The sequence below is a fragment of the Parazoarcus communis SWub3 = DSM 12120 genome, from assembly GCF_003226565.1.
GTDB classification, from domain to species: Bacteria; Pseudomonadota; Gammaproteobacteria; order Burkholderiales; family Rhodocyclaceae; genus Parazoarcus; species Parazoarcus communis.
The window spans coordinates 141,095-165,098 of record NZ_QKOE01000009.1; the positions used below are offsets into that span (position 1 = coordinate 141,095).

Here is a 24,004-nt window from a genome sequence, read left to right on the forward strand (position 1 = left end):
CACGCAGACTCTGGCCTTTTCGGGGGGCGGTTGCGAGCCGGACGGCAAGGCGTTCAGCCTGTGATGATTTCTCCTTGAAATACGGCAGATCAGTCTGACCCCAGACCGCATCCTGGCCGCTCACACGTATCGGGGTGGAGATTGCGCTCAGTTCGATTTGGGCAGGATGCGCAGCTTGATGGCGTCGGCGCAGGCTACGCCGGACCGGACTGCGGATTCCAGCGTGGCGGGGTAGTCGGATTCGATGTAGTCGCCAGCCAGCCACAGGCCGGACACCGGAGTCTGTATACCAGGCCGCATCAGTCCGGTGCGGCAGGCGAATGTGGCTCTTTTCTCGACGATGACCTGAGACCACTGCGGCGCGGGTAGCCGTGTGCCGAGTTCGCGCTCGAGCTGAGCATGGACGGCGACGATCAGTGCGTCATGTTCTACGTTTTCGTGCGCACCGCTGGCGCTGATCACACAGGCCAGCAGGCCAGCTGGCCCACCCAGGCGACCACGATCGAACGCCCACTGCGCGGGTCCGTCCGCCAGCCCGATCATGGCATCAGGCAGCTTTACGGTGTCGCCCAACGCGAGGTAGAGCGTGGTGATCGGTTCGTGGGGCAAGGCCTCGATCTGAGCTGCGAGGCGATCTGCCTGGCCTGTGGAGCGCAGTAGCGTCACCGTATGGTAGGGCGCAGTGGCCAGGACCACATGGGACCAGGACTGCCCGCTGGGGTCGCCGTCGAGCGTCAGGCCGTATTCGCCCGGGTGGATGCCGGCAATCGGGTTGCCGGTACGCAGCTTGCCACGACGGGTGGCGAGATAACGCGCGGCCTGAACCGGGAACAGCTCCGACAGATCAACACGCGGTATCAGGAGTTCGCTGGCCGCGGCAGACGCCCCCAGGCTGTCGCGCAGTACATTGGCAAAGATCTGCGCCGACGCTTCGGCGCTGGGTGTGTTGAGCGCGGCCAGGCAGAGCGGCACCCACACCAGATCGCGCAAGCGCGCGGTCTGCCGGGTCGTGGTCAGCAGCCCGTCCACCGTCAGTTCGGCAGGCAGGCGGAAGCGGTTGCGCTTGAGCATGCGCATCAGTCTGAGCATGGCCAGACGATCCCGGCCATCCAGGCCGCGGGCCAGCAGCAGACCGAGGGCTAGATGGAAAGGGGCCGGCAGAGGCGCAGCGCGCAGATTGAGATGACCCGGAAAATGCAGCGTCAACGGCAGGCGTTCGAGTTGGCGCGGGCTGCCGCCAGTCAGTCGCAGCAAACGGGTCAGTTCGGTATAAGCCCCGATCAGGATGTGCTGGCCGTTGTCGACCACCCAGCCGTCCTTGCGTACCACGCGAGCGCGCCCGCCCAACACATGCGAGCGCTCGAACACGGTGACATGGATGCCTGCACGCGCAAGCTCCACAGCACAGGCCATGCCCGCGTAGCCAGCACCGATGACTGCGACTGTCGGCACCATTTCGCGCTTATCCCTTCATCCAGGTCCAGCCAGCCAACCAGACCTTGCGCAGTGGGGTCAGTGATGTCCGCCGGTCCAGCACCAGAAAACCATCGCGGGCGATTTCGCGCAACAAGGTGCGGTAAATGGCTGCCATCACCAGACCGGGGCGTTGGCTCTTGCGGTCGACCTTGGGCAGCTGTGCAAAAGCCTGGTCGTAGAACTGCTGGGCACGTTCGTACTGAAACTGCATCAGACGACGGAAGTTGTCAGTGTAGCGGGCTTCGAGAATGTCCTTGGCAGGCACTTCGAAACGCTGCAGATCCTCGATGGGCAGGTAGATACGACCGCGCCGTGCATCTTCGCCGACGTCGCGGATGATGTTGGTCAGCTGGAAAGCCATGCCCAGGTCGTGGGCGTATTTTTGCGTCTGCCGGTCGGTGTAGCCGAAGATCTCGGCCGCCAGCAGGCCGACGACGCTGGCAACGCGGTAACAGTAAAGCTGCAGCCCCTTGAAGTCGAGATAGCGGGTTTGCTGCAGATCCATGGCCATGCCGTCGATGATCTCGAGCAATTGTTCGCGCGGCAGGTTGAAGCGGGTCATGATGTCCTTGAGCGCGTGGCCGACCGGATGGGTGGGCGTGCCATCGAAGACCCGGGCGATCTCCTGACGCCACCACTCGAGCTTGGTCTGGGCCAGGGAAACGTCATGGCACTCATCCACCACATCATCGACTTCACGACAGAAGGCGTAAAGTGCGGTGATCGCCTGGCGCCGTTCTGGCGGCAGGAACATGAAACTGTAGTAGAAGCTGGAGCCGCTGGCTGCAGCCTTGTCCTGGCAATAGTCGTGTGGGTTCATTGATCGTTCTTCTTCAGACACAGGGCATTCCAGGCCACCACCAGCCAATCGGCTCGCCCGAGTTTGGGGCGGTGGCGGAAGACATCGTACCCAGCCGCCTCGATGCGGGAAAGGATGCGCAAACCGCCCGCCACCACCAGGCGAAGCTCCAGCCCGATGCGGCCGGGCAGGCGGTGGGCCAGTGGGGCGCCCGCCAGCATCATCGCACGGGCACGCTCGACTTCGAACTTCAACAAGGCTTGCCAGCGTGCGTCACAACATTGCGCGTCGATATCCGCTTCGGTCACGCCGAATCGCTGGAGACTGTCCTGCGGCAGGTAAATACGCTGCTTGCGCCAGTCGATGGCAACGTCCTGCCAGAAGTTGATCAACTGCAGGCTGCTGCATATCCTGTCCGAACAGTTCAAGTTGTCCGGCGTCGCAGCGCCGTAAAGATGCAGCATCAGGCGGCCGACGGGATTGGCGGAGCGACGACAGTAGTCGAGCAATTCGTCGAAGTCGGCATAGCGGGTCTTGCCGACATCCTGGCTGAAGGCGTCGAGCAGGTCGCGCAGCAACTGCACCGGCAACTGGTGTCGGCGAATGGCGTCACCAAGGCGTGCGAACATCGCCGCCAGGCTCGGGTCGCTGACAGCTTGCCCACGCTCCACTGCGTTGAGCGCGTTGCGATAGTCGTTGAGCCGGGCCAGACGTTCGATCGGTTTGGCATCTCCTTCATCGGCCACATCGTCCGCGCTGCGAGCAAAGGCATAGATGGCCTCGACCGGCTCACGCAGATGCGCGGGCAGCAACAGGGAAGCGACCGGAAAGTTTTCGTAATGATCGACGGGCATGCGCTGGCGGTGGAGTGGGGCAGTCCTACGGTGTCCGTCAGCAGGACGATCCTGCTGGCGAGGGTAGGGCGGCCGGAGTATAAGCGATGTCGGCGTCCGGGCACTTCCGGCATCGTCTTTGGTCATTGCTGCCATGCTCAAAATACTCCAACTCGACAAAACACTCCCCGGCCCACCCACGCGGCAGATTTTTTCCGGTCTGGCACTCGAAATTGCCGCAGGTGAATGCGTAGCGATCACCGGCGAGTCCGGTGTCGGCAAATCGACCTTGCTCAACTGCATTGCTGGCTTGGAGCCGCCCAGCGCCGGCAGCATCCGGGTCGACGGAACGGAACTGGTCGGTCTGAACGACGATGCACTATCGGCGATCCGGCGTCAGAGATTCGGCTTTGTGTTCCAGGCTTTTCATGTGCTCCCCCACCTCAATTTGCTACACAACGTCGCCTTGCCCTTGTGGCTGACCGGACACACTGACAACGCCGCCGAGCACGTGGCGCAGGCCATGCTGACGCGGGTCGGTCTGGGACAGCGCAGCGGCGACTGGCCCAGTCAGCTGTCTGGCGGCGAGTTGCAGCGGGTAGCGATCGCACGTGCGCTGGTGCATCGTCCAGCGGTGGTGCTGGCCGACGAGCCGACGGGAAATCTGGACCCTGCGCGAGCGTCCGAAGTGCTTGATCTGTTGCTCGACAGCATCCGTGAAAGCGGAGCGGCCGGCTTGCTGGTGACACACTCGCTGCAAGCTGCGAAACGTGCAGATCGCATCCTGGAGCTCACTGCGGAAGGTCTGGTCGAACGGACGGATCACGCATGAACCGTAAGCTCGCAGGCTTGTTCATTGCCAGTCTGTTTCATCGCCCGTTCGCGAGCCTGCTGTCACTGCTCGCGATTGCGCTCGGTGTTGCCCTGGGTCTGGCCGTGCAGCTCATCCATGGCGCTGCGCTGGACGAGTTCGGCCGCAGCGCACGTGAGTTGGCTGGCGAGGCTGATCTACAGGTTGTTGGCAGCCGGGAAGGTTTTGACGAGTCGTTGTATTGGGTTCTTGCCCAGCGCAAGGAAGTGAGCGAGGCCAGCCCGGTGATCGAAGTCGAGGCCAGATTGCCGGGACGGGACCGGAGTTTGCGAATTTATGGTGTCGATGTGTTCCGGGTGGTGCATGTTCAAGCCGCGCTGGTGCCCCAGATTGATGAGGGGGGCGACCGTCTTGCGACGCTGGATCGGGACACCGTCTTCCTGACCGCAGCCGCCCGGGCCATGATGGATGGACGCGAGGCGTTTGAGGTGCAGTCGGGGGTGAATGTTCACACCTTGCGGATTGCGGGGGCCGTGCCAGGTGCAATGGCGGGGCAGGCGTATGGCGTGATGGATATTGCCGCCGTACAGCAGACCTTTGATCACCTCGGCCGCCTGAGCCGAATCGATCTGCGTCTGGCGCCTGGCGTGCGCCGTGAGGAGGCCCGCGTCACGTTGCTTGACTTGATGCCGCCGGGCGTCGAAATCCGTACGCCAGAGGCAAGCAGTGGCGAGATCATGGCCTTGTCGCGCGCCTACCGGGTCAACCTGACCATGCTCGCTGCGATTGCGCTGCTGACGGGAGGGTTTCTCATTTTCTCGACACAGTGGTTGTCGGTGGTGCGACGTCGCCGCGAGTTTGCCGTGTTGCGGGCGCTCGGCATGGCGCGTGCAGACCTGCTCAGGGGCGTGCTAATTGAAGGGGGGCTGACCGGGCTGGTAGGCGGTCTGCTTGGACTGGTGCTGGGACATGGGGTCACAGTGCTTGCCTTCGAGCTGATTGGTGGTGACCTGGGGGCGGGATACTTCACCGATATCCGGCCCGAACTGGTGATCTCGCCTGCAGTGAATGCGGCTTACCTTGCATTGGGCATACTCGCCGGGGTGGCGGGTGCATGGCTGCCTGCACGGGATGCGGCGCGGGCCCAGCCTGCCGTCGCGTTAAAAGCGGGTTCCGCCGAGGGGGTGGTGCAACAGATTGGACGTGGCCGTTCGCCGGCCGTGCTGGGCTGCCTGATGCTGGCAGCGCTGGTTTGCCAGCTGCCACCGATAGCCTGGACTCCAGTCGGTGGCTATCTTGCGATTGCACTGGTGTTGTGTGCAGCAGTGTTGGTGTTGCCTGGATGCACCCGGTTTGCAGTGCGGCTACTCGATTTTGGCAGAGGCGTGCTGTGGCGCCTGGCCCGAGGCCGTTTGTCGGCCATACCTGGGCAGGCGGTGGTGGCAGGCGCGGGCGTGGTGACAAGTGTGGCGCTCGCGGTGTCGATGGCAGTGATGGTGAGCTCGTTCAGGGTGTCGGTTGATGACTGGCTGAGCAAGGTGCTGCCGGCCGATCTCTATCTGCGGGCGTCTGCCTCGTCATCGACGGGCTATCTCGATGCCAGTGCGCTGGCCTGGATCAGCGGCTTGCCGGGGGTGTCCAGTCTTACGCCACTACGTGCGCAGACACTGCGCCTGATAGACGGTCGCCCACCCGTGACCCTGATTGCGCGCGACGTAGAGGGTGGCGTGGCCTTGCCATTGGTGTCCGTGGCAGCACCGGAAAAGGGGGGCGCGGCTGACGGTGAGGCGCTACCTTCGGTATGGATCTCCGAAACCCTGGTAGACCTGCTGGGGTTGGCGCCTGGCATGCGGCTTGATCTGCCCCTTGGCGGCAGCCGGGTAGGATTTCGGGTGGCTGGGGTGTGGCGTGACTACGCCCGACAGAACGGTGCTGTGATCATCGAACGCTCGATTTATCTCGAGTTGACCCGCGATGATCGGGTCAATGATGTTGCCATCGAGCTCACAGACCCTGGACTGGCAGATGAGATCAGTGTGGCGCTGAGGTCCCGGTTCGGCGCTGATCGAATCGAGATCGCCCGCCGCGACGAAATCCGGGCACTCAGTCTGGCAATTTTTGATCGTACGTTCCTGATCACCTATCTGATGGAGGCGGTTGCCATTCTGATCGGACTATTTGGTGTCGCAGCGACCTTTGCCGCGCTCGCCACCGCGCGCCGCGGAGAATTTGCGCTGCTGCGCCACCTGGGCGTGAGACGTCGGGAGATTGCGCGACTGATTGCGTTCGAAGGGGGGCTGACGGCCTTCGCAGGGGTCATGGTGGGAATGCTCGCAGGGGGGGCGGTGGCGTGGATCCTGATCGAGGTGGTGAATCGTCAGAGTTTTCACTGGAGCATGGACGTGCATGTGCCAACGCTGGGTTTGGCGCTGTTTGGGTTGAGCATGGTGCTGCTGGCGGCCTGTGTGGCACCGCTGGCTGCGGCGAATGCAATGCGGCAATCGGCCGTGCAGGCGGTCAAGGAGGATTGGTGAGTACAACAAACCGTGAAATGTCGCTTCGCCATACCTTTTGGGGAGGATTGTGCTCAATAGACGGCACCGTTTACAAGGATGTCTGGAAACGCATGTGCGGAACCTTGCGAAACGAGGTATTTGTCGCCTTGTGGCGGCTGCTCGCTGTCGGTGTATTGGGTCTCGTGTCCCCCCCGGGCGCCATCGCTGGGGGGGCGACAGACGAGACGTCGAGTACGCGCGCCGACGCCTATCCTGAGGTCATGAAAGGCATTGAGCTGAGCTTTCCACGGGATCATGGTGCCCATCCGGATTTTCGCACCGAGTGGTGGTATGTGACCGGTTGGCTCAATGATACCGATGGGCATGAGCGGGGCTTTCAGGTGACCTTCTTCCGGGTTCGCCCACGCCCGGAAAATCCCGGAGCGAGTCGTTTTGCGCCGGGTCAGTTGATCCTCGCCCATGCCGCCATCGCCGATCCGAAGTACGGACGCCTGCTGCACGCGGAGCGGAGCGAACGTTTGCTGCCACCACTGAACGATATTGGACTGGATCACACCAAGATCAAACTGCGCGACTGGACATTGGCATGGACGCAAGTGGACGGCGTAACGGGCGGGTATCGCAGCCAGATCGACGCCGGTGAGTTTGCACTGGATCTCAGCTTCATTCCGCAATCGCAGCCAGTGCTCAACGGAGCAGAGGGATACAGCCGCAAGGCACCGGACCCAAAGCTGGCCAGCTATTACTACAGCCGGCCACAGTTGCTGACTCACGGCAGTTTGCGGATCGGGGCGGGCGAGCATGTGGTTCGCGGGCTTGCATGGCTGGATCATGAATGGTCCAGCGAAATCCTGCCGCAGAATGCGCGAGGCTGGGACTGGATCGGCATCAACCTGCACGACGGAGGCGGGCTGATGGCGTTTCAGATGCGTGGCGAGGAAGGCAAGGCACTGTGGACCGCCGGCACCCATGCCATGGCAACAGGACAGCAGCAGACATTTGGCCCCGGTGAGGTTCGCTTCGAGCCGCTACGATACTGGCAGTCCCCGCGCACCGGTGCCCGGTATGTGGTGGAGTGGCGAGTGCACATCCCTCAGCGTGGCGGAAACTTGCCAGGCGATCTGCGCGTCGAGCCCTTGATGGACGATCAGGAACTGGATAGCCGGAGGTCCACCGGCGCGATCTATTGGGAGGGGGCCGTTCGATTGAAGGACGGTAACACCGGTGCGGAACTGGGACGCGGCTACCTGGAGATGACGGGCTACAGCCAGCGCCTGGACATGTAATGTCCCATCATCAAGGTCTCAATCCGGCAAGGGCTCGGTAGGCGAGATCAGCCGGCCCTGCGCATGCTGGAAACCATAATTATGCAGGGCGTCGCGTAGCAGTTCGTCTTCCACTTCCGATGCAACAGTCGGGATATCGAGCGCATCGGCCATTCCGCAAAGAGCCTGAGCAAGGTTGCAGCCGGCCTCAAGACCATAGGATTCGACAAGGGTCTTCAGGCTGATCTTGACATAGTCGGGCCGCAGGCTACGCAGCAGGCCAATGGATGCACCGTCGAGTTTCTCAAGTGCAATCGAGGCACCGACGCGGCGCGCTTCGCGAACGAACTGTGCGCATTCGTCCGGCGCCTGCTCGGCAATGCTGGTGCGGAACTCCACCACCAGACGATCCGCCGGCATCCCGGTCGTCTGCAGCAGGGACTCCATCCGCGTCCAGTAGCGGGACGCCTGGGTGATGGATGCTGCGCTCAGGTTCAGGCTGAAGCGTAATGTGGGCATTGATGAACCCGCTCTGCGCGAAAGCGCAAAGCAAACCTGTTCAGCAACCCACAGATCCAGTTCCAACAGTTTGTCCGACGGCTCGATGCTGGCCAGCAACTCCTTGGGGGAGGCGATCTCGTCGTCAGCACCGCGGGTGCGGAGCAGGATCTCGATCCACTCCGGCACATCGGCTCTGCCCAGGGTGACAATCTTCTGTTGGTGAAGACTCAGACGTCCGTACGGAATGCCACCGCTCAGTGGAGGGTCGTTGTTCAGGATGATATCGGTCTTGCGTCTGCCGCCGGATGCGTCGGGCTGGTACTCCACCACACGGTTCCGCCCACCTTTCTTTGCCGAATAGCAGGCTAGATCGGCCGCCACCAGCAGGTCGGCAGCACTGCTGGTTCTACCATCGATACGTACCAGACCGATACTGGCCCCAACCGAGAAGCGTCTTCCCTCCCACGTGAAGCGGAAGGTGGCGACGGCCTCGCGTAGCGACTCCGCCAAGCGGAGGGCGTCCTCCGGCCGGCAATCGTGCAGGATCAGCGCAAACTCATCGCCGCCAATACGGCAGATCAGATCCTCTGCCCTGACTCGCTGACGAATCAAGCGCGCAATCTGCTGCAGTAGTTCATCGCCAGCGGCGTGTCCGCACGTGTCGTTGACGATCTTGAAGCGGTCAAGATCGATAAAGCACAGGGTGCCACGATCACCTGCGCGGCGCGACTGCGCGATCGCTTCTTCAAGAGCCTGTTCGAATGCACGTCGATTCGGGAGGCCGGTCAGGGGGTCATGGGTCGCTTGATGGGCCAGTTGCTCGGTGGCCTCATCAATGCGCATCTGCAGGGTCTTTTGCGCTTGAGAGATGGAGTTGGCCATGGAGTTGAAACCCAGTTGCAGTGCGCGCAACTCGTCGCTGCTGGCATCCTCTCCAACGCGGACATCCAGGTCTCCCCCTGCGATGCGGCGAACGGCACCAACCAGGCCTGCCAGTGGCGCATTCACCGCACCCGCAAGGCGTGACGCAAGCACCCCGGCGAGCCCAAGCCCGATGAACAGGACAATGACCGTCGACAACACGATGTCACGCTTGTTGTTCGACAAGGTCATGGTGTCTAGCTCGACATAAACCCAACCGATTGACTCTACGGGAGCCCTTGGGGCACCGCGCAGGTGCGGCTCCAGCCAGTCATCGACAAACATGGGCGCAGATTCGACAGGTGCCGCAAATCCGGCACGGTCCTCACTGACGAACAGCTTTGTTGCGCTTTTGGTATTGGTCACCTCGTCACGATTGACAATTCTCGGACGGCCGCTGACCGCAAGCAAACTGCCTTCCCGGTCGTAAATGGCTGCAGCGACGACATCGGGCTGCTCGAGTACCGCCTGCAGCAAGCTGCTCAAGGTCATCTGGTTGCCGGAGATGACGGCATACTCCGATGCTGGCGCCAGAAAGCTGACGATGGCAACGCCTCGCTCACTCAAGGCAGAATCCATCGAATGCGTGCTTCGCACCAGGAAAAGCGTCGTCAACGCGGCGGCCAACAAGGCCGCTGGGAGCAACCCTACAGCCAACAGGCGCTTGCGAAGGGAGAGGCGGTTCAACAACATCATGGCCTCGAAGCCCCCTTGACCTGGTCGAGAAGCGCTTTGTCAGAGGCTATTTCAAGCCCCAGGGCGCGCGCAACCTGGCGATTGACCGCGATGGAAAATTGTCTGGGAGGTGACGACGTCGGCGGTGCCGCGATCTTCGTATTGAAGTCGGTGACCCAATCGGCAACATCCCTTGCGACGTCTTCTGGCGAGCTGTAAACGGCTGCCAGCGCGCCTGCTTCAACATAAGCTCTGGAGTACGCCAATATGGGTTTGCGATAGCGATAGCTGGTCAGCAGAATGGTGCGCGCTGACGACTGTGAGGCCAGGAGACTGTCGGGCAGTGTGAGTAGTACTGCATTGGCCTTCAACAAGCTATCCAGTTTTTGCAGCAACTCATCTGTTGAGCTGACCTCACGTACGTCCACAGTGACGCCTGTTTCGCGGGAGGCTGTGCGGATCTCGGGTAGAAGCGCTCCGTTATCAGGTCCGACAAGTACGCCGAGTTGAGCACCGGTGGGCAGGATTGCTGCGGCGAGCTTAAGTTGTCTGGAAATGGGTTGGTCAAGCACGATTGCCGACAAGGGTTTGCCAGGGTGTGCTCCGCGTAACGCAGAAAATTGTGCTTGACTCAACATGACCGCGAGCACGGGCTTGGAGGTTTGTGCCAGCACTTCTGCGGCCACTCTTGCGCCAACTGCAATGACGGCATCTGCGCGGTTCAGCACTGTCTGATCCAGGCCTGACTCGCTATCACCCAGATCGGACAGGCGATGCGGCAAACTGCTGGCCCGTGCCCTGATCGCTTCGGAAAACTGCTGGTGTGCGGGCGCGCTGCGGGTGAGCGCAATGGCAATCTCGGCAGCCAGCGCCCAACATGGCACACAGCCAAGCAGGACCCCAGTGACAAGAAAGACGATGCGCCGACTAAGTTTCATTCAGACCGAATCGGAATGAGTCGTCGCGCGAAGCCCGCGATGAAGACGGTTGGTCATTATGGAGCGTTGCCAGGAGGATGTAACCCAAGCGTGGCATGGTCGCAGCGCGGTGGTCAAGCCATAACAATAACCAGACGCCGAGTATTTATTTGAACGCCAGAAAATGCGCCTGCACCTACGATGACTGCCGCGCAAACCAACTTCCAATTCAAGTAAGGCGGGGCTCGCTCGTGGCACGCAACATGAAGACCTGTGGTGCGAGGGAAGAGACTCGAACTCTCACGCCTTGCGGCGCTGGAACCTAAATCCAAGAATAAAAACTATAAAAACAACTGGTTATTGTGTTTTTTGGTTATCGTTGATCAAGTTTATCCACAAGATAAGGTGTTGATTTTACACGGTGACGAGTTGTGATGAAAACCGGTTTATTTGGTCGGGCTGACCTTCGCGCCACGTCTTTTTCTGACGTAGTGCTCGGTCATCGTGACGGACGCATGCCCGAGTTGTTGCTGGGCCTGGCGGATATCACCTGCTGAGTCCGCTTTGTCGGTTGCCGCTTTTGCGCGAAGGTCACGAAACTGCATAGCGCGGATCCTGATCGCGGACTCCTTGTTTTTCGGGTTCGCTGCCGCGGCTTCGCGAGCGATGTCGAATCGTCTGCGCAGCATGGGCTTGGACATTGCAACGCCTTTCTCCGTGACGAGAAGCGCCAGGCTGCGGACTGAATGGGATCTCTTGTTCTCGATCAGCCGGGAGACCAGCTGGCCAAGCTCTCCGGTGAGCGCGATACGAAGAGGCATCCCCGTCTTGTTCTGCCGCAACTCCAGCGCGCCGTCTCGAATGTCTGTTTCGTTGAGCTTGAGCACGTCTGCCGGGCGCTGCCCGGTGAGGTAAGCGAGATCAATCGCGTCCTTGAGAGGCTGGCAGGCCTCGGCCTTGATCGCCTCGAGCTCTTCATCGGTGACATAGTGGGTGCGGCCCGTTTCCTTGTTGCGCCGTACGCCGGCGGTAGGGTTGGGGACATCGGTGATGCCGCGTTCGCGCGCCCAGTTCCAGATCACTGAGAACCATGCAATTTCTCGATTTGCGCGGACAGGGGCGGTCTTCGCGCGTCGGTCGAGATAGGCCCTGACATGCACAGGCTTGATGCCTGCGAAGGGAGCAGGGGGGTTATCGAAAAACTCCAGCAGATGCGGAAGGCTCCAGAGAATGTCCTTTTGGGTGGAAGGTTTTCGTTCTGCGAGCGCTTCAACCTGGAACCGACGCACAGCCTCTCCGAACGTCGCGGCGGGCTTCACCGCCTTGATCGAGAGATCAGCATACTTTCTGAGGGCTTCCAGATAGTCGGAGCCCAGGGGGACGAACGGGCGCGATCCATCCGACTGGATGCCTCGATCAAAGTAGTAATAGGTCTTCCCGCTGGACTTGCGCATGGCGCGCATGTGCGGCGGGAGGCGCGTTGTCTTTCCCTTCATAACCGACCTATCCGTTCAGTACCGCAGGTGACCATTCTGCAGGTTTTGCATGCGCGTCGCGACGGTTCCCGTCGATTGCTGATCTCGGCACGACGGGTTCACCTGCGGCGTTCTCGAGGTGAGCGATCCGCATTGCCCTGAGTGCCCGTAGCTGAGCGCTTTTACGACGTCGGCCGGTGAGGCGAACGAGTTCTTCGTCATCCAGAAACAGATCAGAGGCCATGGCCTGTCGTCTCCATCTCGATGCTGTCACACAACCCCGCTCGCTCGACCTCGATCCTGATGCACGTCTCGTTGAGATATGCACGTGCCTCGCCCAGCGTGAGCTCACCCGACAGTCGTCGGAGCATTGCCGAGCAGGTACGCACGTCGTCGATATCCTGCTGGGTAATCTCGTCATCGGACTCAAGCAGCCGAGCAATGCGGTGGATTGGCTCTGTATTGATCGTCCAGCCCTTGCGCCTGGCTGCGATCTCGTGAAAGTCCGCGATGCCGCGAATGGCCTGAGCGCTGTTGTGCCAGTCTGCAGTCCCGGCGTCGTAGAGCACAGGCTCGCCGCCAGACCATTCGATCGTTCCGTCCTTTTCGAGCCGATCAAGGATGGTGTCTAGCGGCGCCCAGACGCCGTGGATATTCCACGGGATCAGGCGCAACGGCAGATCTGTGCGCTTGCGATGGCGGTGGATTGTGGCCTTGGGCGCACGGCGCGCAGCTTTCTCGATGGCTCGGCGATGGGCGCGGGAGAGTGCAGGGGCTGCAGCTGTCTGGGCAGGCATGATCACCTCAGTTGTCAGGTTTGCAGAGATCCGCGAAGCCCGGCGGCATCAGCGCTGCCGCGCAGTAGGCTTGCACACGTTCTGCGTCAGTGATTGGGCTGGTTGCCGTAGGGGCGGCTGCAGGCGTCGCGCAGGCGGCGAGCGTCGCGGCGGCAATGATGGCGGCCATGGCCGGCGCGCTGAACAGAATAGGGCGTTCTTTGATCGGCGCCATCATTCCACCTCCAGCGCCCGGATGCCGGCGGCAATCTGATCGTTCGTGAGCCCTCGGCAGGCTTCCCAGCAGAGTACGATGCGCTCCGCCAGCAGTCTGCGCGTTTCCCGGTCGTCCCCGTAGGTGGCTGCGGCGCGCAGCCCATCCTGATCGACGATGATGTCCCAGTGGTCTTCGTCTACACACAGCGCCATGGCCTTGATCAAATCGCTCATCTCATCCTCCTGCGCCCAGCTCGGCGCTCAAATCGGACGCCATGCGGGCGCCGTTTAGCTCTGCGTTGGGCGTCACTTCACGCCGAGCGCGTTGCGGATGTCCTCGCGTGCCCTGTGCACCCCGGCCACCCGGCCTAGTGAGTAGGCATGTCGCATCGCCTCAAGCACCCACTCGTGCGGCACGAAGCTATCTGCCTGCTCCGGGGTTTTCGGCAGGTAAGAGTGATCCTCTTGCGAAAGCAGCGCCTCATCCCGCGCAACCCTTTCCAGCTTTGCCTGTTCAAACGGCAGCAAATTCCATTCAGCCATGTCACTTCTCCCACTCATGAATGTCGTCTGTGTAAAGGTTTCCTCTCGAAACCCAGTCGTTGCAGACCTCAAAGATCAGCGCGCGAATTTGGTCGTTCATTCCGCATCCCTCCACTCAGCCCCGCGCACGGCACGACCGACCGGCACCAGCGCCATCACCTCAGCCCGCCCGGCCACCTTCGCAGCAGCCAGCGCAGCGGCCCGGGCGCTCTCGGGCTTCGTGACCACGCGCGGGCGGCGCTTCGGCACGCGGATCAGATAACCGGTGGCCGCATCCTGCAGATCGACGGCGGGGTCTTCGGCCAGCGCGTTTGTGGTCATGCGCAGAGTGCAAACCATCTCGGCGAGCTTGCGCACGCGCTCCGCAACGATGCCTTCCGGCGCGCGGACATCGTCACAGGCGCGGTGAATCTCGCCGATCGCCTGCTCGTGGCTTGCCAACTGGTGTTCCAGCTTTTCGATCATGGCGCGGGCGTTGCGCAGCTCGCCCGATGCCCGCATGGCGAGTTCCTTGATGTCCATTTCGCACGGCTCGATTTCGCCACCTTCGACGACTTCGGCGAGCCATTCGGCGGCAGTCTCGATCTGGTGCTCGCGTGCCATCACGTCCTGACGATGCGCCTCGCTGAGTTGCAGCGCCTCGGAAATCTGCTGCGCTAGATCGCCGAGCATGATCTTGCCGAGGGGATCGCCGATGGCGCAGCGGATGTCGTAGATCACGGACATCAGGCCGGCGACATCCTGCCGGAGCTCGTCGGCTCGCGCCTTCTCTTCGATCCGCCCGTTGTAGTTCTTTACGGCGAGCTTAACGGCCTGCGTTGCATGGCTGTCGCCGGGCTCTGGGGTTGTGCCGCAATCGTCATGCTCCGCACTGGCCATCTGGTACGCCGAGTCGGCGACATTGATGTCGTCGAGTTGATGTGTATCGTCCACCGCAACCGGGGCCGCAGAGAGGGAGACTGCGGCATCCGGCGCGGGTTGATGGACGGCAACGCCCTCAGATGAAGTCGTCACGACATCCGATGCGCTGCTGCCGGTGATATTGCCCTCCGCCGGCTGGGGTTCGGTTGCCACGCTGGGGGCAGGCCTGGTGTAGAGATAGCCTTCGCTCGATTCGCTGACGCGCGCGATCTGGCTGCGCTGGTGCATCGTTGTCAGCACGGGCGCAATCAACCCGACGACCTTCTTTGCGCGCGCCGCGATCTCTCGCGCGGAGATGGGCGGCTCGCCATGCTCCGGCAGCACGCTCCAGATCTGCGCCGCCCGGGTGCCCTCGGTGATCCCTGCTGGCAGGCTGCCAACGATGACCGGCGTAGATTCCTTCGGCGCCTCCGCTGCCGGCGGCTCGATGCCGGTCACTTGCGACACTGGCACTGACAGCCAGTACGCCATCTCCTTCTTCTTGCCGCGCTGCTCGCACTCGATCAGGCCATCGGTGCGCATTGCATTCAACTCCTTGATGACCACGGACGGGTAATCCGCCTTGCCAATCGCCTTGGAAATCTTGTCAGCCGGGCTTTCGCCGGCAGCGTCCAGGTGGATAGCGATCAGGTTGCGCAGCGGGGTGAGGGTGTTCTCGCGGGCGTTCATTGTGTGATCCTCAGCACTTCGCCCCGGTGGCCCACTCAGTACGGCGGGCGCACTCGGCGCAGGGTTGTTCGGGGGTCTTTGCTGCTTCGATCAGGTCGAGCATTTCGCGCAGGATCAGCGCGGTGTTGCCGCTGATTTCGTTGCGTGCCGACTCGCGTGCGATGCGTTCGCGGATGGCGTCGGGGGTCATGCTGCCTCCCGTGCCAGTTCGTTGGTTTGAATGAGCGTCCCGCGCTCGATCCAGTGGCTTGCGATGTGTGCCGGCAGTGCAGCCGCCGGGGGTGCAGACTTCAGGGTGGCCAGCACGATGACGGTATCGATGTCACCGGCCTCGGCGATTTCAGAGAGCCAGTAAAGCGCATCCTCGCGGCCGGTAACGTCGAGCACGTCCATGCGATCGAGTACCGCGAAGCGCAGGCCCGACAGCACCGCAATGGCGACCGTGAGCAGGGCGTCAGCGCGCCACTTCTCCGATTCCGAGCACAGCCGATAATCGCGACCGCCAGCCGTGATGCCCATGTCTGCCCCGATGCGCACCGGCTGCCACTGGGCGAGCGCGGCGTGCTCCGACAGCAGCCTGTTCAGCGGGTCGAGCGCCTCGGCGATCATCTCGGCCTGGATGCCGTTCGGACTGAGCGCGTCGGCGATAGCCGACCACTGCTGCACGTCCTGGTGATGGCGGGTGGCGTCGCTGATCTGCTTGGCGCGGCGCTCTGCTGCTCCGGCAGCCTCGCGGTACTTGCGGGCGTCTGCCTGCCAGTCGGCGAGCCTGCGCTGAGCGTCAGCCAGTCGCGATTCGATGTCGGCCGTTTTCGGCAGTTCGAGCGGTGACTTCTCGAGCTCGACAAGCTCTGCGGCTGCGGCTTCGGCTGCAGCGAGGTCCCGGAGGGCATTGGCGGCGCCAGACTCAGCAGTAGCGAGGCCGCGGCGGATCTCTTCGGTGCGCGCAGGTCCGGCGGGTTCTGCATTCGGATCGCCGTGCAGCTTGCGGTATTCGGCGAGGTGGGCGCTCGCGCGGTTGATCAGTCCTTCGCACCTGGTTCGAAGGCCTTCTTCTTCGATGACGTAAATGGCTTCGTTCAGCGCCCCAGCCAGCCCGCGGAACAGGTAGCTCGCCGGAGCCTTCGGGTCTTCTCCGCCGGCCCTGGCAAGCTGAGCGCGGCATGCTGCGGCGTTCTCTTCGGCCGTGGCCAGTCGCGCCTTGATGCGGTCGATCATGCCCGCCTGTTCGAGCAGGCGTTCGACGCGCTGTGCGTGCTGGAGCGCATGTTGCTGAGCGGCTTTCGCGGCGCCGAGCTCTTGCTGTAGCCCCGCGATATGTTTCGTCAGTTCGCCAGCCTTGGCTTCCGCATTCTCGGCCAGGGTGACGGCGTCGCCGGCGACTTCGCGTGTTTCCGGCGCCCAGCCATCGGCCTTCTTGTCACCGTAGGCTTCACCGGTGACGGCTTTCCATGCGCCACGGGCCTGCGAGGCCTCGTCCTTGGCGTGCTTCTCTCCGGCAGCAAATCCAGCGCGCAGCACTGGCAGTACGGCTTCGGTCTTCTTCGTATCCAGCCCCTTGCGGGTCATGCGCTCGGCGATCGCCTTGTGGCTGGTCTCGATGCCGAGCAGGCCGAACAGCATGGTGCGGCGCTCGGTGTCAGTGAGGCGTGCGAAACGGGCGGCATCAAGCACGAAGGGTAGGGCCGGGTGCGGCTCGATGCCGGCGGCGCCGTCGGTGATCTTGCCGGCCTTGCTGATGACGACTTCGTAGTCGCGATCGCTGGTCTGCACAAAGACGCGGGCGGCGCTGGCGCCTTCACTGAGCAGCGCTGCGGCTTCGCCCTTCTTGCTGACGCGGCACAGTTCTGCGGTGAGCGCCAGGCTGATGGCGTCACGAATCGAGGATTTCCCTGCACCGTTCATGCCCGCCAGCAGGGTGATGGGTTGGGTGATGGGTAGATCGATCTGGCGGGCGCCGAGCAGGTTCTCGACGTGGATGTGATGGAGTTTCATGCTTCTGCCTCGTCTGTGATTTCGTAGCCGGGGCAACCGCCACCGGTGAAGTCGAACCCCTTGCAGCCGGCTTGCTTGCAAGGGTTCCCGCACTCGGCGGAGCAGGGTATGACTGTGTTGCCCTTGGCTTTTTCGGTGACCAGATACGTCAGCGCTTCATCTGGGCTCATTTCAGTCCCGTTGTCGCGCTGAAAGACGCCGAAGTCCTCTGGGTAGCGGTTATTACTCAGGAAGCCTTCGATGGACATGCAGATGTGAAATCGACGCCGCGTGGTCATGTCACCACCTTCGCCTGGCTGATCAAATCCTCTTCCTTGTGCAGATCACCGCCAAGGGCATCCACGACCGCGCTCAGCATTCGCGTCAGCTCACCGGTCATCAGCGCGAACTCAGCATCGAACAGTGCTGCAGCATCTTCAGGCTTGCCGATTTGCTCGGTCACGACATCAAGGAAGCTCAGGCGCTTGATCTCGAGCTTCTCGGTCAGCACGAAGCTGATGCGGTCATCGAACGTCAGCGCGAGCTTGATCGGCAGACATCCGTGCTCTAGATGCTCCATGATCTGCTTTTCGTCGATGCCGCGCCGGTAGGAGACTTCCTTGCGGTCTTCAGTGATGCTGCGGACAGTGCAGGCATCGTCGATGGTGAAGCCTTCCGGAGCCTCGCCTGCGGACATCCAGTCCGCCATTGCGCTCATTGGTGAGCGGTTGGTTCGGACAAGCGCAAGCGGGAACGTTTCGAGCGTATAGCGGAGCATCTCAATCACGTCTTCCGCCCTGCTTTTGCTGCTCGCATCGACCGCAAGCCAGCCGTTCACCGGGTCCATCCATGCATAGGTGCGCGAGACCTTGGCCAGCGCGGTCGGCAGCAACTCCATGGTGATCTGCTCGCAGAGTTCCTTCATCTGCTTGCGACCGAGCTTGTAGCCCTGGCGCTGGGCAATCTCATCGGCGCGTTCGTTCGCCATGCGCTTCACAACGGACGAGGGCAGGATCTTGGTTTCCGTCTGCAGGCAGATCAGCCACTGGCCGCCAACTGCGTGCACCAGTTCGCCACCGGCGGGCGATGCCCAGCCTCTGGATTCTCCATCCTGGCTGCCGCAGTGGCGGGCAGGGCGCTTTGCAAGTTGCTCGCGCAGGGAGTCGAGCGTAATCGGCCATTCGGTTGAGGTGCGGTAAATTTGTGCATTCTTGAAGTACATGTCGTTCTCGTGTTGGGTGGGGCAACCGCCGGCCGGTTGGGGGAGAGAGGGGAGGTAGCCGGCGGCGCCCCGTTGATCAGGCGCGGGCGCTGCGGTACTCGTCCGCGGTGGCCGAGGTCACGATGTCCGGCGGCACGTTGTCCTTGCGTGCGCGCTCCATCGCTTCACGTTGCTGGGCCGCAAGAAAGCGCTCGGCGTCCCAGACTCGGTGTTGCGTGACTGTCGATTTGCCGTCGCTGCGGGTGGTGCGGATGTAGGCGTCGCGCGCGATAATTTGTGTGGTGCTCATGGTGTTCTCCGGCGGCTGATCAGTCGTAAATGCCGTAGCTGAAATCGTCTTCGTCGCAGTCGATCACCAGCTTCGCGGCACCGAAGTACAGGGCAGCGATCAGGCGCTCCCAGCGGGTCCGGATGTTGAAGTCGCGGCCAATGGGGTTTTTGTCGATCTGCGCGGAATACACGGTGCCGATGTGATGGCCGTTCTCGTCGAGCTCCGGATTGCGAAGATCCCAACTCACGCAGATCCGGTGCTTGAGAGCCCATTCGCTGCGCTCGCGTGAGTAGAGACCTTCCCGATGCGAGGCCTCCGGCTCGGGGTCGAAGAAGATTTGCATCCCGCCATATTCGCTTTCGCGGAACCGGATCTCCGGGTGATTCCATTGGTGCTGGGCTGCATCGTCCTTGTTCTTTTCGACGAACAGATTGAGCAGCTCGCGCAGCGACACGCGCTCGGGGATTACGTCGTTCTTCAGCGCCTCGGCCATGGCCTCGTTTGCACGGCGCAGCATGTCACCCTCGACGCCGCTGCTCTCCCACTGCTGGCGCAGTGCATTGGCGACGATCGCGTTGTACCTGGTGAGCTCGAACATATCGGAGATGTTGGACGGCATCGCGGACTTGATCGCCTCGCCGACAGCTTTGCCCATATCGCCGTAGCTGCGGAATGCGTCCTTGATGATGTCCTTGAACATCGCCTCGACAGCGGCGTCGATGATTTCACGCGGACGGTCGCTCGCAGAGAACTCAGCGACGCGTGCAGACAGAAGGTCGTGCAGGGTCTGGTTGCTCATGTCGATCACTCCAGACCCAGCCCGCCCTGACTACGCTGACGGCCACGGCCGCGCACAGAGGCGTCCTGCTGTTGTTGATCGCCGCTCAGGTTGGCGATGGCCGCTTCGATCTGCTGGCGCTGCTGATCGGGCAGGCTGCGAGCGATGTCGCGCGCCAGGTCAAGATCACCGGATCGCACGGCGGCATGGGCGTCGGCGAAGGTGGGGGCGCCGTCGCCCTGCTGCTGGCCGCCGACAGGGTCGTTGATCTCTCCAGTTTCCGCGTCGTGATGGACGGCTTCCTGTGCGCGGGTCTGCTGCGGGATGGTGGTGGGCTGTTTCTGCTCGATCTGCTGCTGGTCTACTCCGCTTTCGCTCTTCTCGTCCGTTGAGATGTCGTCTCCGACGATGACGCAGTTGCCTTCGATGACGGCGCCCTTGCCGCGCTCGGCGGCATCGCTGATTGCGATGGCGTTTTGCACTTCAACCGAGCACGGCATGTACTTCAGTACCTGCAAGAGCGGGATTTTCCGGGCGTACATCTCCCAGTCGCGGAAGCTGTAATGCTTGTTGCCCTGCTTGTTGTACTTGTCCCGGTGCTTCTGGATCTTCGTGACGCGCCACAGTTCGATGATCGGCATCGCTGCATCCTTCACCCACCCGATCGCATACGCATGCGTAATGTCGCTAGGGTCGTCTAGGTCTGTCTCGTTGTGGATCACAAGGTCGCGGCGCGCGCCATCGGTGTAGGTGTATTCCTGATCCCTGAAGATCACGCCAGTGAAGACCGTCCCGCGACCGCTGCGAGACACAAGATCCACAAGTCCCTTCCAGCCGGGCACAAAGGTGCAGGTCCTGCCGTACGGCACGAGAAAGCCGGCGCCATTCACCCCCGGCTCAAGCCCAAGCTGTCCTGCGGTCATGATCGACGCAGCGATCGACTTCGGGTCGCACTCCTGCAGTTTCGGCGTCGTGCTGAAAGCGGTGAGCGCCAAGCGGGCCATGCGGTCTGCGGTTAGGTGCTTCGGCAGCGCCAGCGCCAGCTGAGGCTTAAGCTTGTCCATGAAGCTGCTGAATGCAGCGATCGGGTTGTTCGGCTTTTGTCCCTGCTTCAGGTCTGCAAGATTGGTAGCCATATCTCTCTCCAGTGTTTGTTCAATCGTGAAAGCGACACGTCGCATAGCGCGGGCAGTACTTTTCCGAGCAAAGCAACGACTTGGGATTGGGGTAAAAGCGGCCGGTCTTGAACATCTCGGCAGCGAACTCGATAAGCCCGGGTGCGCCATCGCCGCCGACCATCACGCGCTTTGCGTTGCGGATCGTCCCGGTACCGATCTCGGCCGCGCCTTTCGTCTTGAGGCCAATGATCTCGGCGTCGTCAGTGATGGGCTGGCCGGTGGTGTGCTCGTAGAGCAACTCGTAGGTGCCGATCTGCGGGCCATGTCCCTTCGTGACGGCTGCGCCTTTCTGGACGGCCGCGGATCCGCTTTTGAGGTCGGCAATCCCAACGCCGTCGCCCTGGCGGCGGATTCGTGCGCGGTCCATGGTTCCCGTCAGCCGCACAATCACGCCACTGCCGCAGTCGATGTCGAGCGGCTTCGTCTCCATCTCGACTGCAACGAAGTCGTAGCGCGGCGACACCTCGATGCAGTACTTCGATACCAGGGTGAGACCCACGCGCTCCGCCTCGGAGATCGTGATGTCGTCACGCGTCGGGTCGAACTCGTTTTCTGGGTCTCGCAGTGTGTCCACCATGGCGCCGGCTGCGTCATCGGCGGTAAGCCCGGTGCCATCCAGGCGAGATTGGTCGAACACGGCGGTACCGGCGTGGATCGCGGTACCCAGCGCCGCGCGAAGCCCGACAACGTTGCGCAGCTTCAGGAGGTGAATGCCCTCCCACCGGTAAGCGCAGTCGAAAAGACCTGCCCAGGAACTGGCCCGGACAGTGAGCGACGGCAGGTATTCAGGGGCATTCATCAGAGCTTCTCCAGGAGATCGAGAAAAAGGAAGGGGAGGGCGCCAGCGGCGGAAACCACGACAACCACGGCGTCCATCGACACGCGGCGCACCGGATGGCGGGAATCAAATCGATCAATCGCTTGTTCGGCGCGCCAAAGCGCTTTGCGCTTCTCGACGGCCATGTCGGGCGCGTGACGCAGGGCCCAGTCGAGATCGGCCGCTGCAATCGCCATGCGGGCGAGCAGGACGGCGCGGCGGATGCGACGAAGGAGGGCGGCCACGGCTCAGTACCCCATTCGTGCCACGACGGCTTCGGCCATGATCTGCGAGTCCTCGCGATCGACATCGGCCCGGGCCCGCTCCACGCACTCGGCCTGCAGCCAGTCGGTGGCCTTGGCAATGAGCCAGGCGCCGAGAAAGTCGGGGCCGTTGCTCGCCATCTGCCCGAGCTCGCCGATCTCGGCCTCATCCATGCAGCCCAGTACCTCGCTGATGGCTTCGTGCAGGCGATCGGCGCGTACCGGATCGCCGATGTTGCGGTCCCAGTAGTGCGCAGCAATGACCTGGATTCGATCGTCGCGGCTGGCTGTGCTTTCGGCGTCGTACCGCGGGTCGATGACGCTGGCCATCGGGACGATGCTGTAGTCCCCAGGTCCGTACTGTGTGATGTGCTGCATGTCGTGTCCCCCAGGCGTTGATGGTCACCATCGAGAAAAATACCGGGCGCGGTCTTCGCGGAGTCGCCCGGTGATCCAGCCGCGTCTGGCCTTCTCGGTGGTGTTGATCGGTAGTGCTTGGGATAGATATTAGTCCGACTGTTTTGTGGAAGCAATAGTCCGACGAATATTTTTATGCGATACTTCACTCACTCCCGAACGCCGGGCACAAAAAAGCCCGCACTGGGCGGGCTGAGAGAGGAAGCGATGGAAACTAAGGATGAGCCCGATCCGCTTGAGAGGCGGATTCAGGAGATGGCTGAACGCGCAAAAACGCTCTCAACTGCCGCGCAAGCAGCCGGAACACAGGCCGCAGCCGCTCTGAATGGGATGCCGCATTATGCTGAGTTAGCGATCTGCGAGATCATCAGCCAAGCTGTGTTCGTCTCTCGTTTGCGCACGCGCACGCGGATGCGATTGCGTCCTGGTATGCCTGAACGACTGCGTCAGGGCATCCGGAGGGCAGCATTCGTGCAACGCCAAGCTCAGTAAGGTGCTCAAGCTGATTCGCGATCTCATTCGGGTTCGGATGAGTATTAATGAGAGTGAGCGTGATCACTTGAAGTGCGGTCGTCATGCCGAGTATGGAGTGAAGGCGCTTCTCGAGATCGGCAACAGTTGTTGGCGAAACTTCGTCATTCTTCATGGTCTCTCCTTTACGGATAGGTGGCGGTGTAGGAGCCCTTATTCTATCCGCATCGGAGAGACCGCCCGTTCACCAAGCTGAAGGCGGGCGCTGCGACGCTTTCCAGCAAGTGTCTGTTTTTGTTCAACTAGGGGATTTTCCGCTGGCTGCTCCGGTAGCGGAGGTGCCTCGCAAACGTACATTGTGCGCCGATGCAGTTCCATGCAATATGCATTGCGTATTCCTTTGAGGCTACTAGAATATGCATTTTGCCGGAGTACGCACGTGACAAACTTCGACTCAGGGGCCTTGAGGCGTTACCGATTCAGCCGAGGGATGACTCAGAAGGAGTTCTGGCGGATCTTCGGGATTACACAGTCCGGAGGTTGCCGCTACGAGAGCGGCCGAGACATTCCTGAGCCTGTCCAGATCTTGCTGGGCTTGGTGTTATCGGATGAAGGCGAGGCCCAGCGACTACTCGGGAAGCTGCGCGCTGAGGCGAGAGAGCGTAGAGACATCCCTCGTGGCGAGTTACACAAAGAAGCGTAGATGCGGACCTGTATGGTGGATGGGCATCTCAGGCTGTAAAGATGTCAATCGATCAGGATCGTTACGGATGTGATCAATCGAATTACTCCTCAATGACAATGAACTGTTCCTGTACGGTTATCTGCGTGGCAACATTTCCCAGGCGGTGAGCTCTTTCGGCAACCTCCACCGTGCTGCAAATCTACCGGCTTCCCTAGAGCGATTGGCGCAGCGACTGGCATATCCGGAAAAGCGAGTGTGCCGATGATCACAGCAATACAAGTCCAGATGAATCGCCCCGGGTTTGGTGGAGGCTCTAGTTCTTGAGAAGATAGAGCCATGAAGAAGTCAGTGAAGTTCTCCCCCGAAGTTCGTGAGCGCGCCGTGCGCATGGTGGCCGAATGTCGTGGCGACCATCCGTCGCAATGGGCGGCAATTGAATCGATCGCCGCCAAGATCGGCTGCACCTCGCAGACCTTGCTGACCTGGATGCGTCAGCATGAGCGAGATTCCGGCCAGCGCGAGGGGCCGACCACCGCGGATCAGAAGCGCGTCAAAGAGCTGGAACGCGAGGTCCGTGAGCTTCGCAAGGCCAACGAGATCCTCAAGCTTGCCAG

General features: G+C 61.8%; 28 protein-coding genes. 5 read left to right on the forward strand and 23 right to left on the reverse strand.

Features of this window, described 5'->3' with window-relative positions; translation table 11 throughout:
* Positions 1–147: 147 nt before the first annotated feature.
* Genes hpnE through hpnC form a run of 3 tightly spaced genes read right to left on the reverse strand, consistent with a single transcriptional unit; the run spans position 148 to position 3,129 of the window.
* On the reverse strand, positions 148–1,455 hold the full coding sequence (hpnE, locus tag DNK49_RS13865) for a hydroxysqualene dehydroxylase HpnE (RefSeq protein WP_110525546.1): 1,308 nt from the start codon (positions 1,453–1,455) through the stop codon (positions 148–150).
* Positions 1,456–1,462: 7 nt separating this feature from the next.
* Positions 1,463–2,296, reverse strand: a complete 834-nt coding sequence (hpnD, locus tag DNK49_RS13870; protein WP_110525549.1) for a presqualene diphosphate synthase HpnD — start codon at positions 2,294–2,296, stop codon at positions 1,463–1,465.
* Positions 2,293–3,129, reverse strand: a complete 837-nt coding sequence (hpnC, locus tag DNK49_RS13875; protein ID WP_110525552.1) for a squalene synthase HpnC — start codon at positions 3,127–3,129, stop codon at positions 2,293–2,295. Before hpnC ends, hpnD begins: the two co-directional genes overlap by 4 nt.
* A 133-nt stretch (positions 3,130–3,262) precedes the next feature.
* Here hpnC and DNK49_RS13880 point away from each other — a divergent pair, with 133 nt between their 5' ends.
* The 3 genes from DNK49_RS13880 to DNK49_RS13890 all read left to right on the forward strand — a co-directional run bounded on the left by DNK49_RS13880 (position 3,263) and on the right by DNK49_RS13890 (position 7,721).
* Positions 3,263–3,940, forward strand: coding sequence for an ABC transporter ATP-binding protein (locus DNK49_RS13880; RefSeq protein WP_110525644.1), 678 nt, complete (start codon positions 3,263–3,265; stop codon positions 3,938–3,940).
* The gene (locus DNK49_RS13885) at positions 3,937–6,453 is read left to right on the forward strand and encodes an FtsX-like permease family protein (protein WP_110525555.1); all 2,517 of its coding nucleotides are present in this window, start codon (positions 3,937–3,939) and stop codon (positions 6,451–6,453) included. The genes DNK49_RS13880 and DNK49_RS13885 overlap by 4 nt, the downstream gene beginning before the upstream one ends.
* A 164-nt stretch (positions 6,454–6,617) precedes the next feature.
* Entirely contained in the window at positions 6,618–7,721 is a 1,104-nt protein-coding gene (locus DNK49_RS13890) for a lipocalin-like domain-containing protein (protein ID WP_243632368.1), read from the forward strand.
* An 18-nt stretch (positions 7,722–7,739) separates the two neighbouring features.
* Here DNK49_RS13890 and DNK49_RS13895 read toward each other — a convergent pair whose 3' ends face one another.
* The 20 genes from DNK49_RS13895 to DNK49_RS13990 form a co-directional block, all read right to left on the reverse strand.
* The gene (locus DNK49_RS13895) at positions 7,740–9,689 is read right to left on the reverse strand and encodes a diguanylate cyclase (protein ID WP_243632369.1); all 1,950 of its coding nucleotides are present in this window, start codon (positions 9,687–9,689) and stop codon (positions 7,740–7,742) included.
* Between the two features lie 125 nt (positions 9,690–9,814).
* Positions 9,815–10,525, reverse strand: a complete 711-nt coding sequence (locus DNK49_RS13900; protein WP_165843332.1) for an ABC transporter substrate-binding protein — start codon at positions 10,523–10,525, stop codon at positions 9,815–9,817.
* Positions 10,526–11,160: 635 nt separating this feature from the next.
* A complete protein-coding gene (locus tag DNK49_RS13905) occupies positions 11,161–12,210 on the reverse strand; it encodes a tyrosine-type recombinase/integrase (RefSeq protein WP_207806981.1) in 1,050 nt (349 codons plus the stop codon).
* A 7-nt stretch (positions 12,211–12,217) separates the two neighbouring features.
* The gene (locus DNK49_RS25155; RefSeq protein WP_110525567.1) at positions 12,218–12,433 is read right to left on the reverse strand and encodes a DUF4224 domain-containing protein; all 216 of its coding nucleotides are present in this window, start codon (positions 12,431–12,433) and stop codon (positions 12,218–12,220) included.
* Entirely contained in the window at positions 12,423–12,986 is a 564-nt protein-coding gene (locus DNK49_RS13915; RefSeq protein ID WP_110525650.1) for a hypothetical protein, read from the reverse strand. Before DNK49_RS13915 ends, DNK49_RS25155 begins: the two co-directional genes overlap by 11 nt.
* 7 nt (positions 12,987–12,993) lie before the next feature.
* Positions 12,994–13,203, reverse strand: coding sequence for a hypothetical protein (locus DNK49_RS13920; RefSeq protein ID WP_110525570.1), 210 nt, complete (start codon positions 13,201–13,203; stop codon positions 12,994–12,996).
* Complete coding sequence (locus DNK49_RS13925; protein WP_110525573.1) at positions 13,200–13,415, reverse strand: hypothetical protein; 216 nt, start codon at positions 13,413–13,415, stop codon at positions 13,200–13,202. Before DNK49_RS13925 ends, DNK49_RS13920 begins: the two co-directional genes overlap by 4 nt.
* A 72-nt stretch (positions 13,416–13,487) precedes the next feature.
* Positions 13,488–13,724 carry a hypothetical protein gene (locus tag DNK49_RS13930; RefSeq protein WP_110525576.1) on the reverse strand — a complete coding sequence of 79 codons (237 nt, stop codon included), beginning with the start codon at positions 13,722–13,724 and terminating at the stop codon, positions 13,488–13,490.
* A gap of 96 nt (positions 13,725–13,820) precedes the next feature.
* Positions 13,821–15,314 carry a hypothetical protein gene (locus DNK49_RS13935; protein WP_110525579.1) on the reverse strand — a complete coding sequence of 498 codons (1,494 nt, stop codon included), beginning with the start codon at positions 15,312–15,314 and terminating at the stop codon, positions 13,821–13,823.
* Between the two features lie 10 nt (positions 15,315–15,324).
* Positions 15,325–15,504 carry a hypothetical protein gene (locus DNK49_RS13940; protein WP_110525581.1) on the reverse strand — a complete coding sequence of 60 codons (180 nt, stop codon included), beginning with the start codon at positions 15,502–15,504 and terminating at the stop codon, positions 15,325–15,327.
* Complete coding sequence (locus DNK49_RS13945; RefSeq protein ID WP_110525584.1) at positions 15,501–17,309, reverse strand: AAA family ATPase; 1,809 nt, start codon at positions 17,307–17,309, stop codon at positions 15,501–15,503. The genes DNK49_RS13940 and DNK49_RS13945 overlap by 4 nt, the downstream gene beginning before the upstream one ends.
* Entirely contained in the window at positions 17,306–17,557 is a 252-nt protein-coding gene (locus DNK49_RS13950) for a hypothetical protein (protein ID WP_133255106.1), read from the reverse strand. Before DNK49_RS13950 ends, DNK49_RS13945 begins: the two co-directional genes overlap by 4 nt.
* Before the next feature lie 26 nt (positions 17,558–17,583).
* The gene (locus tag DNK49_RS13955) at positions 17,584–18,510 is read right to left on the reverse strand and encodes a recombination-associated protein RdgC (RefSeq protein ID WP_110525589.1); all 927 of its coding nucleotides are present in this window, start codon (positions 18,508–18,510) and stop codon (positions 17,584–17,586) included.
* Positions 18,511–18,586: 76 nt separating this feature from the next.
* Positions 18,587–18,799, reverse strand: a complete 213-nt coding sequence (locus DNK49_RS13960; RefSeq protein WP_110525591.1) for a hypothetical protein — start codon at positions 18,797–18,799, stop codon at positions 18,587–18,589.
* Between the two features lie 19 nt (positions 18,800–18,818).
* Complete coding sequence (locus tag DNK49_RS13965) at positions 18,819–19,580, reverse strand: hypothetical protein (RefSeq protein WP_110525594.1); 762 nt, start codon at positions 19,578–19,580, stop codon at positions 18,819–18,821.
* A 5-nt stretch (positions 19,581–19,585) separates the two neighbouring features.
* A complete protein-coding gene (locus tag DNK49_RS13970; RefSeq protein WP_207806982.1) occupies positions 19,586–20,740 on the reverse strand; it encodes a recombinase RecT in 1,155 nt (384 codons plus the stop codon).
* Positions 20,715–21,536, reverse strand: a complete 822-nt coding sequence (locus DNK49_RS13975; protein WP_110525600.1) for a RecB family exonuclease — start codon at positions 21,534–21,536, stop codon at positions 20,715–20,717. Before DNK49_RS13975 ends, DNK49_RS13970 begins: the two co-directional genes overlap by 26 nt.
* Positions 21,536–21,799: a hypothetical protein gene (locus tag DNK49_RS13980; RefSeq protein ID WP_110525603.1), complete on the reverse strand. Its 264-nt coding sequence runs from the start codon at positions 21,797–21,799 to the stop codon at positions 21,536–21,538. Before DNK49_RS13980 ends, DNK49_RS13975 begins: the two co-directional genes overlap by 1 nt.
* A 3-nt stretch (positions 21,800–21,802) precedes the next feature.
* Positions 21,803–22,195 carry a hypothetical protein gene (locus DNK49_RS13985; RefSeq protein WP_110525606.1) on the reverse strand — a complete coding sequence of 131 codons (393 nt, stop codon included), beginning with the start codon at positions 22,193–22,195 and terminating at the stop codon, positions 21,803–21,805.
* Between the two features lie 406 nt (positions 22,196–22,601).
* Positions 22,602–22,880: a hypothetical protein gene (locus DNK49_RS13990; protein WP_110525609.1), complete on the reverse strand. Its 279-nt coding sequence runs from the start codon at positions 22,878–22,880 to the stop codon at positions 22,602–22,604.
* A 315-nt stretch (positions 22,881–23,195) separates the two neighbouring features.
* Between DNK49_RS13990 and DNK49_RS25160 the strand changes: the two genes are divergently transcribed.
* Together DNK49_RS25160 and DNK49_RS14000 are read left to right on the forward strand one after the other, a co-directional pair.
* The gene (locus DNK49_RS25160; RefSeq protein WP_110525612.1) at positions 23,196–23,408 is read left to right on the forward strand and encodes a helix-turn-helix domain-containing protein; all 213 of its coding nucleotides are present in this window, start codon (positions 23,196–23,198) and stop codon (positions 23,406–23,408) included.
* Between the two features lie 318 nt (positions 23,409–23,726).
* On the forward strand, positions 23,727–24,004 hold a 278-nt coding region (locus DNK49_RS14000; RefSeq protein WP_165843333.1), incomplete at its 3' end, for a transposase.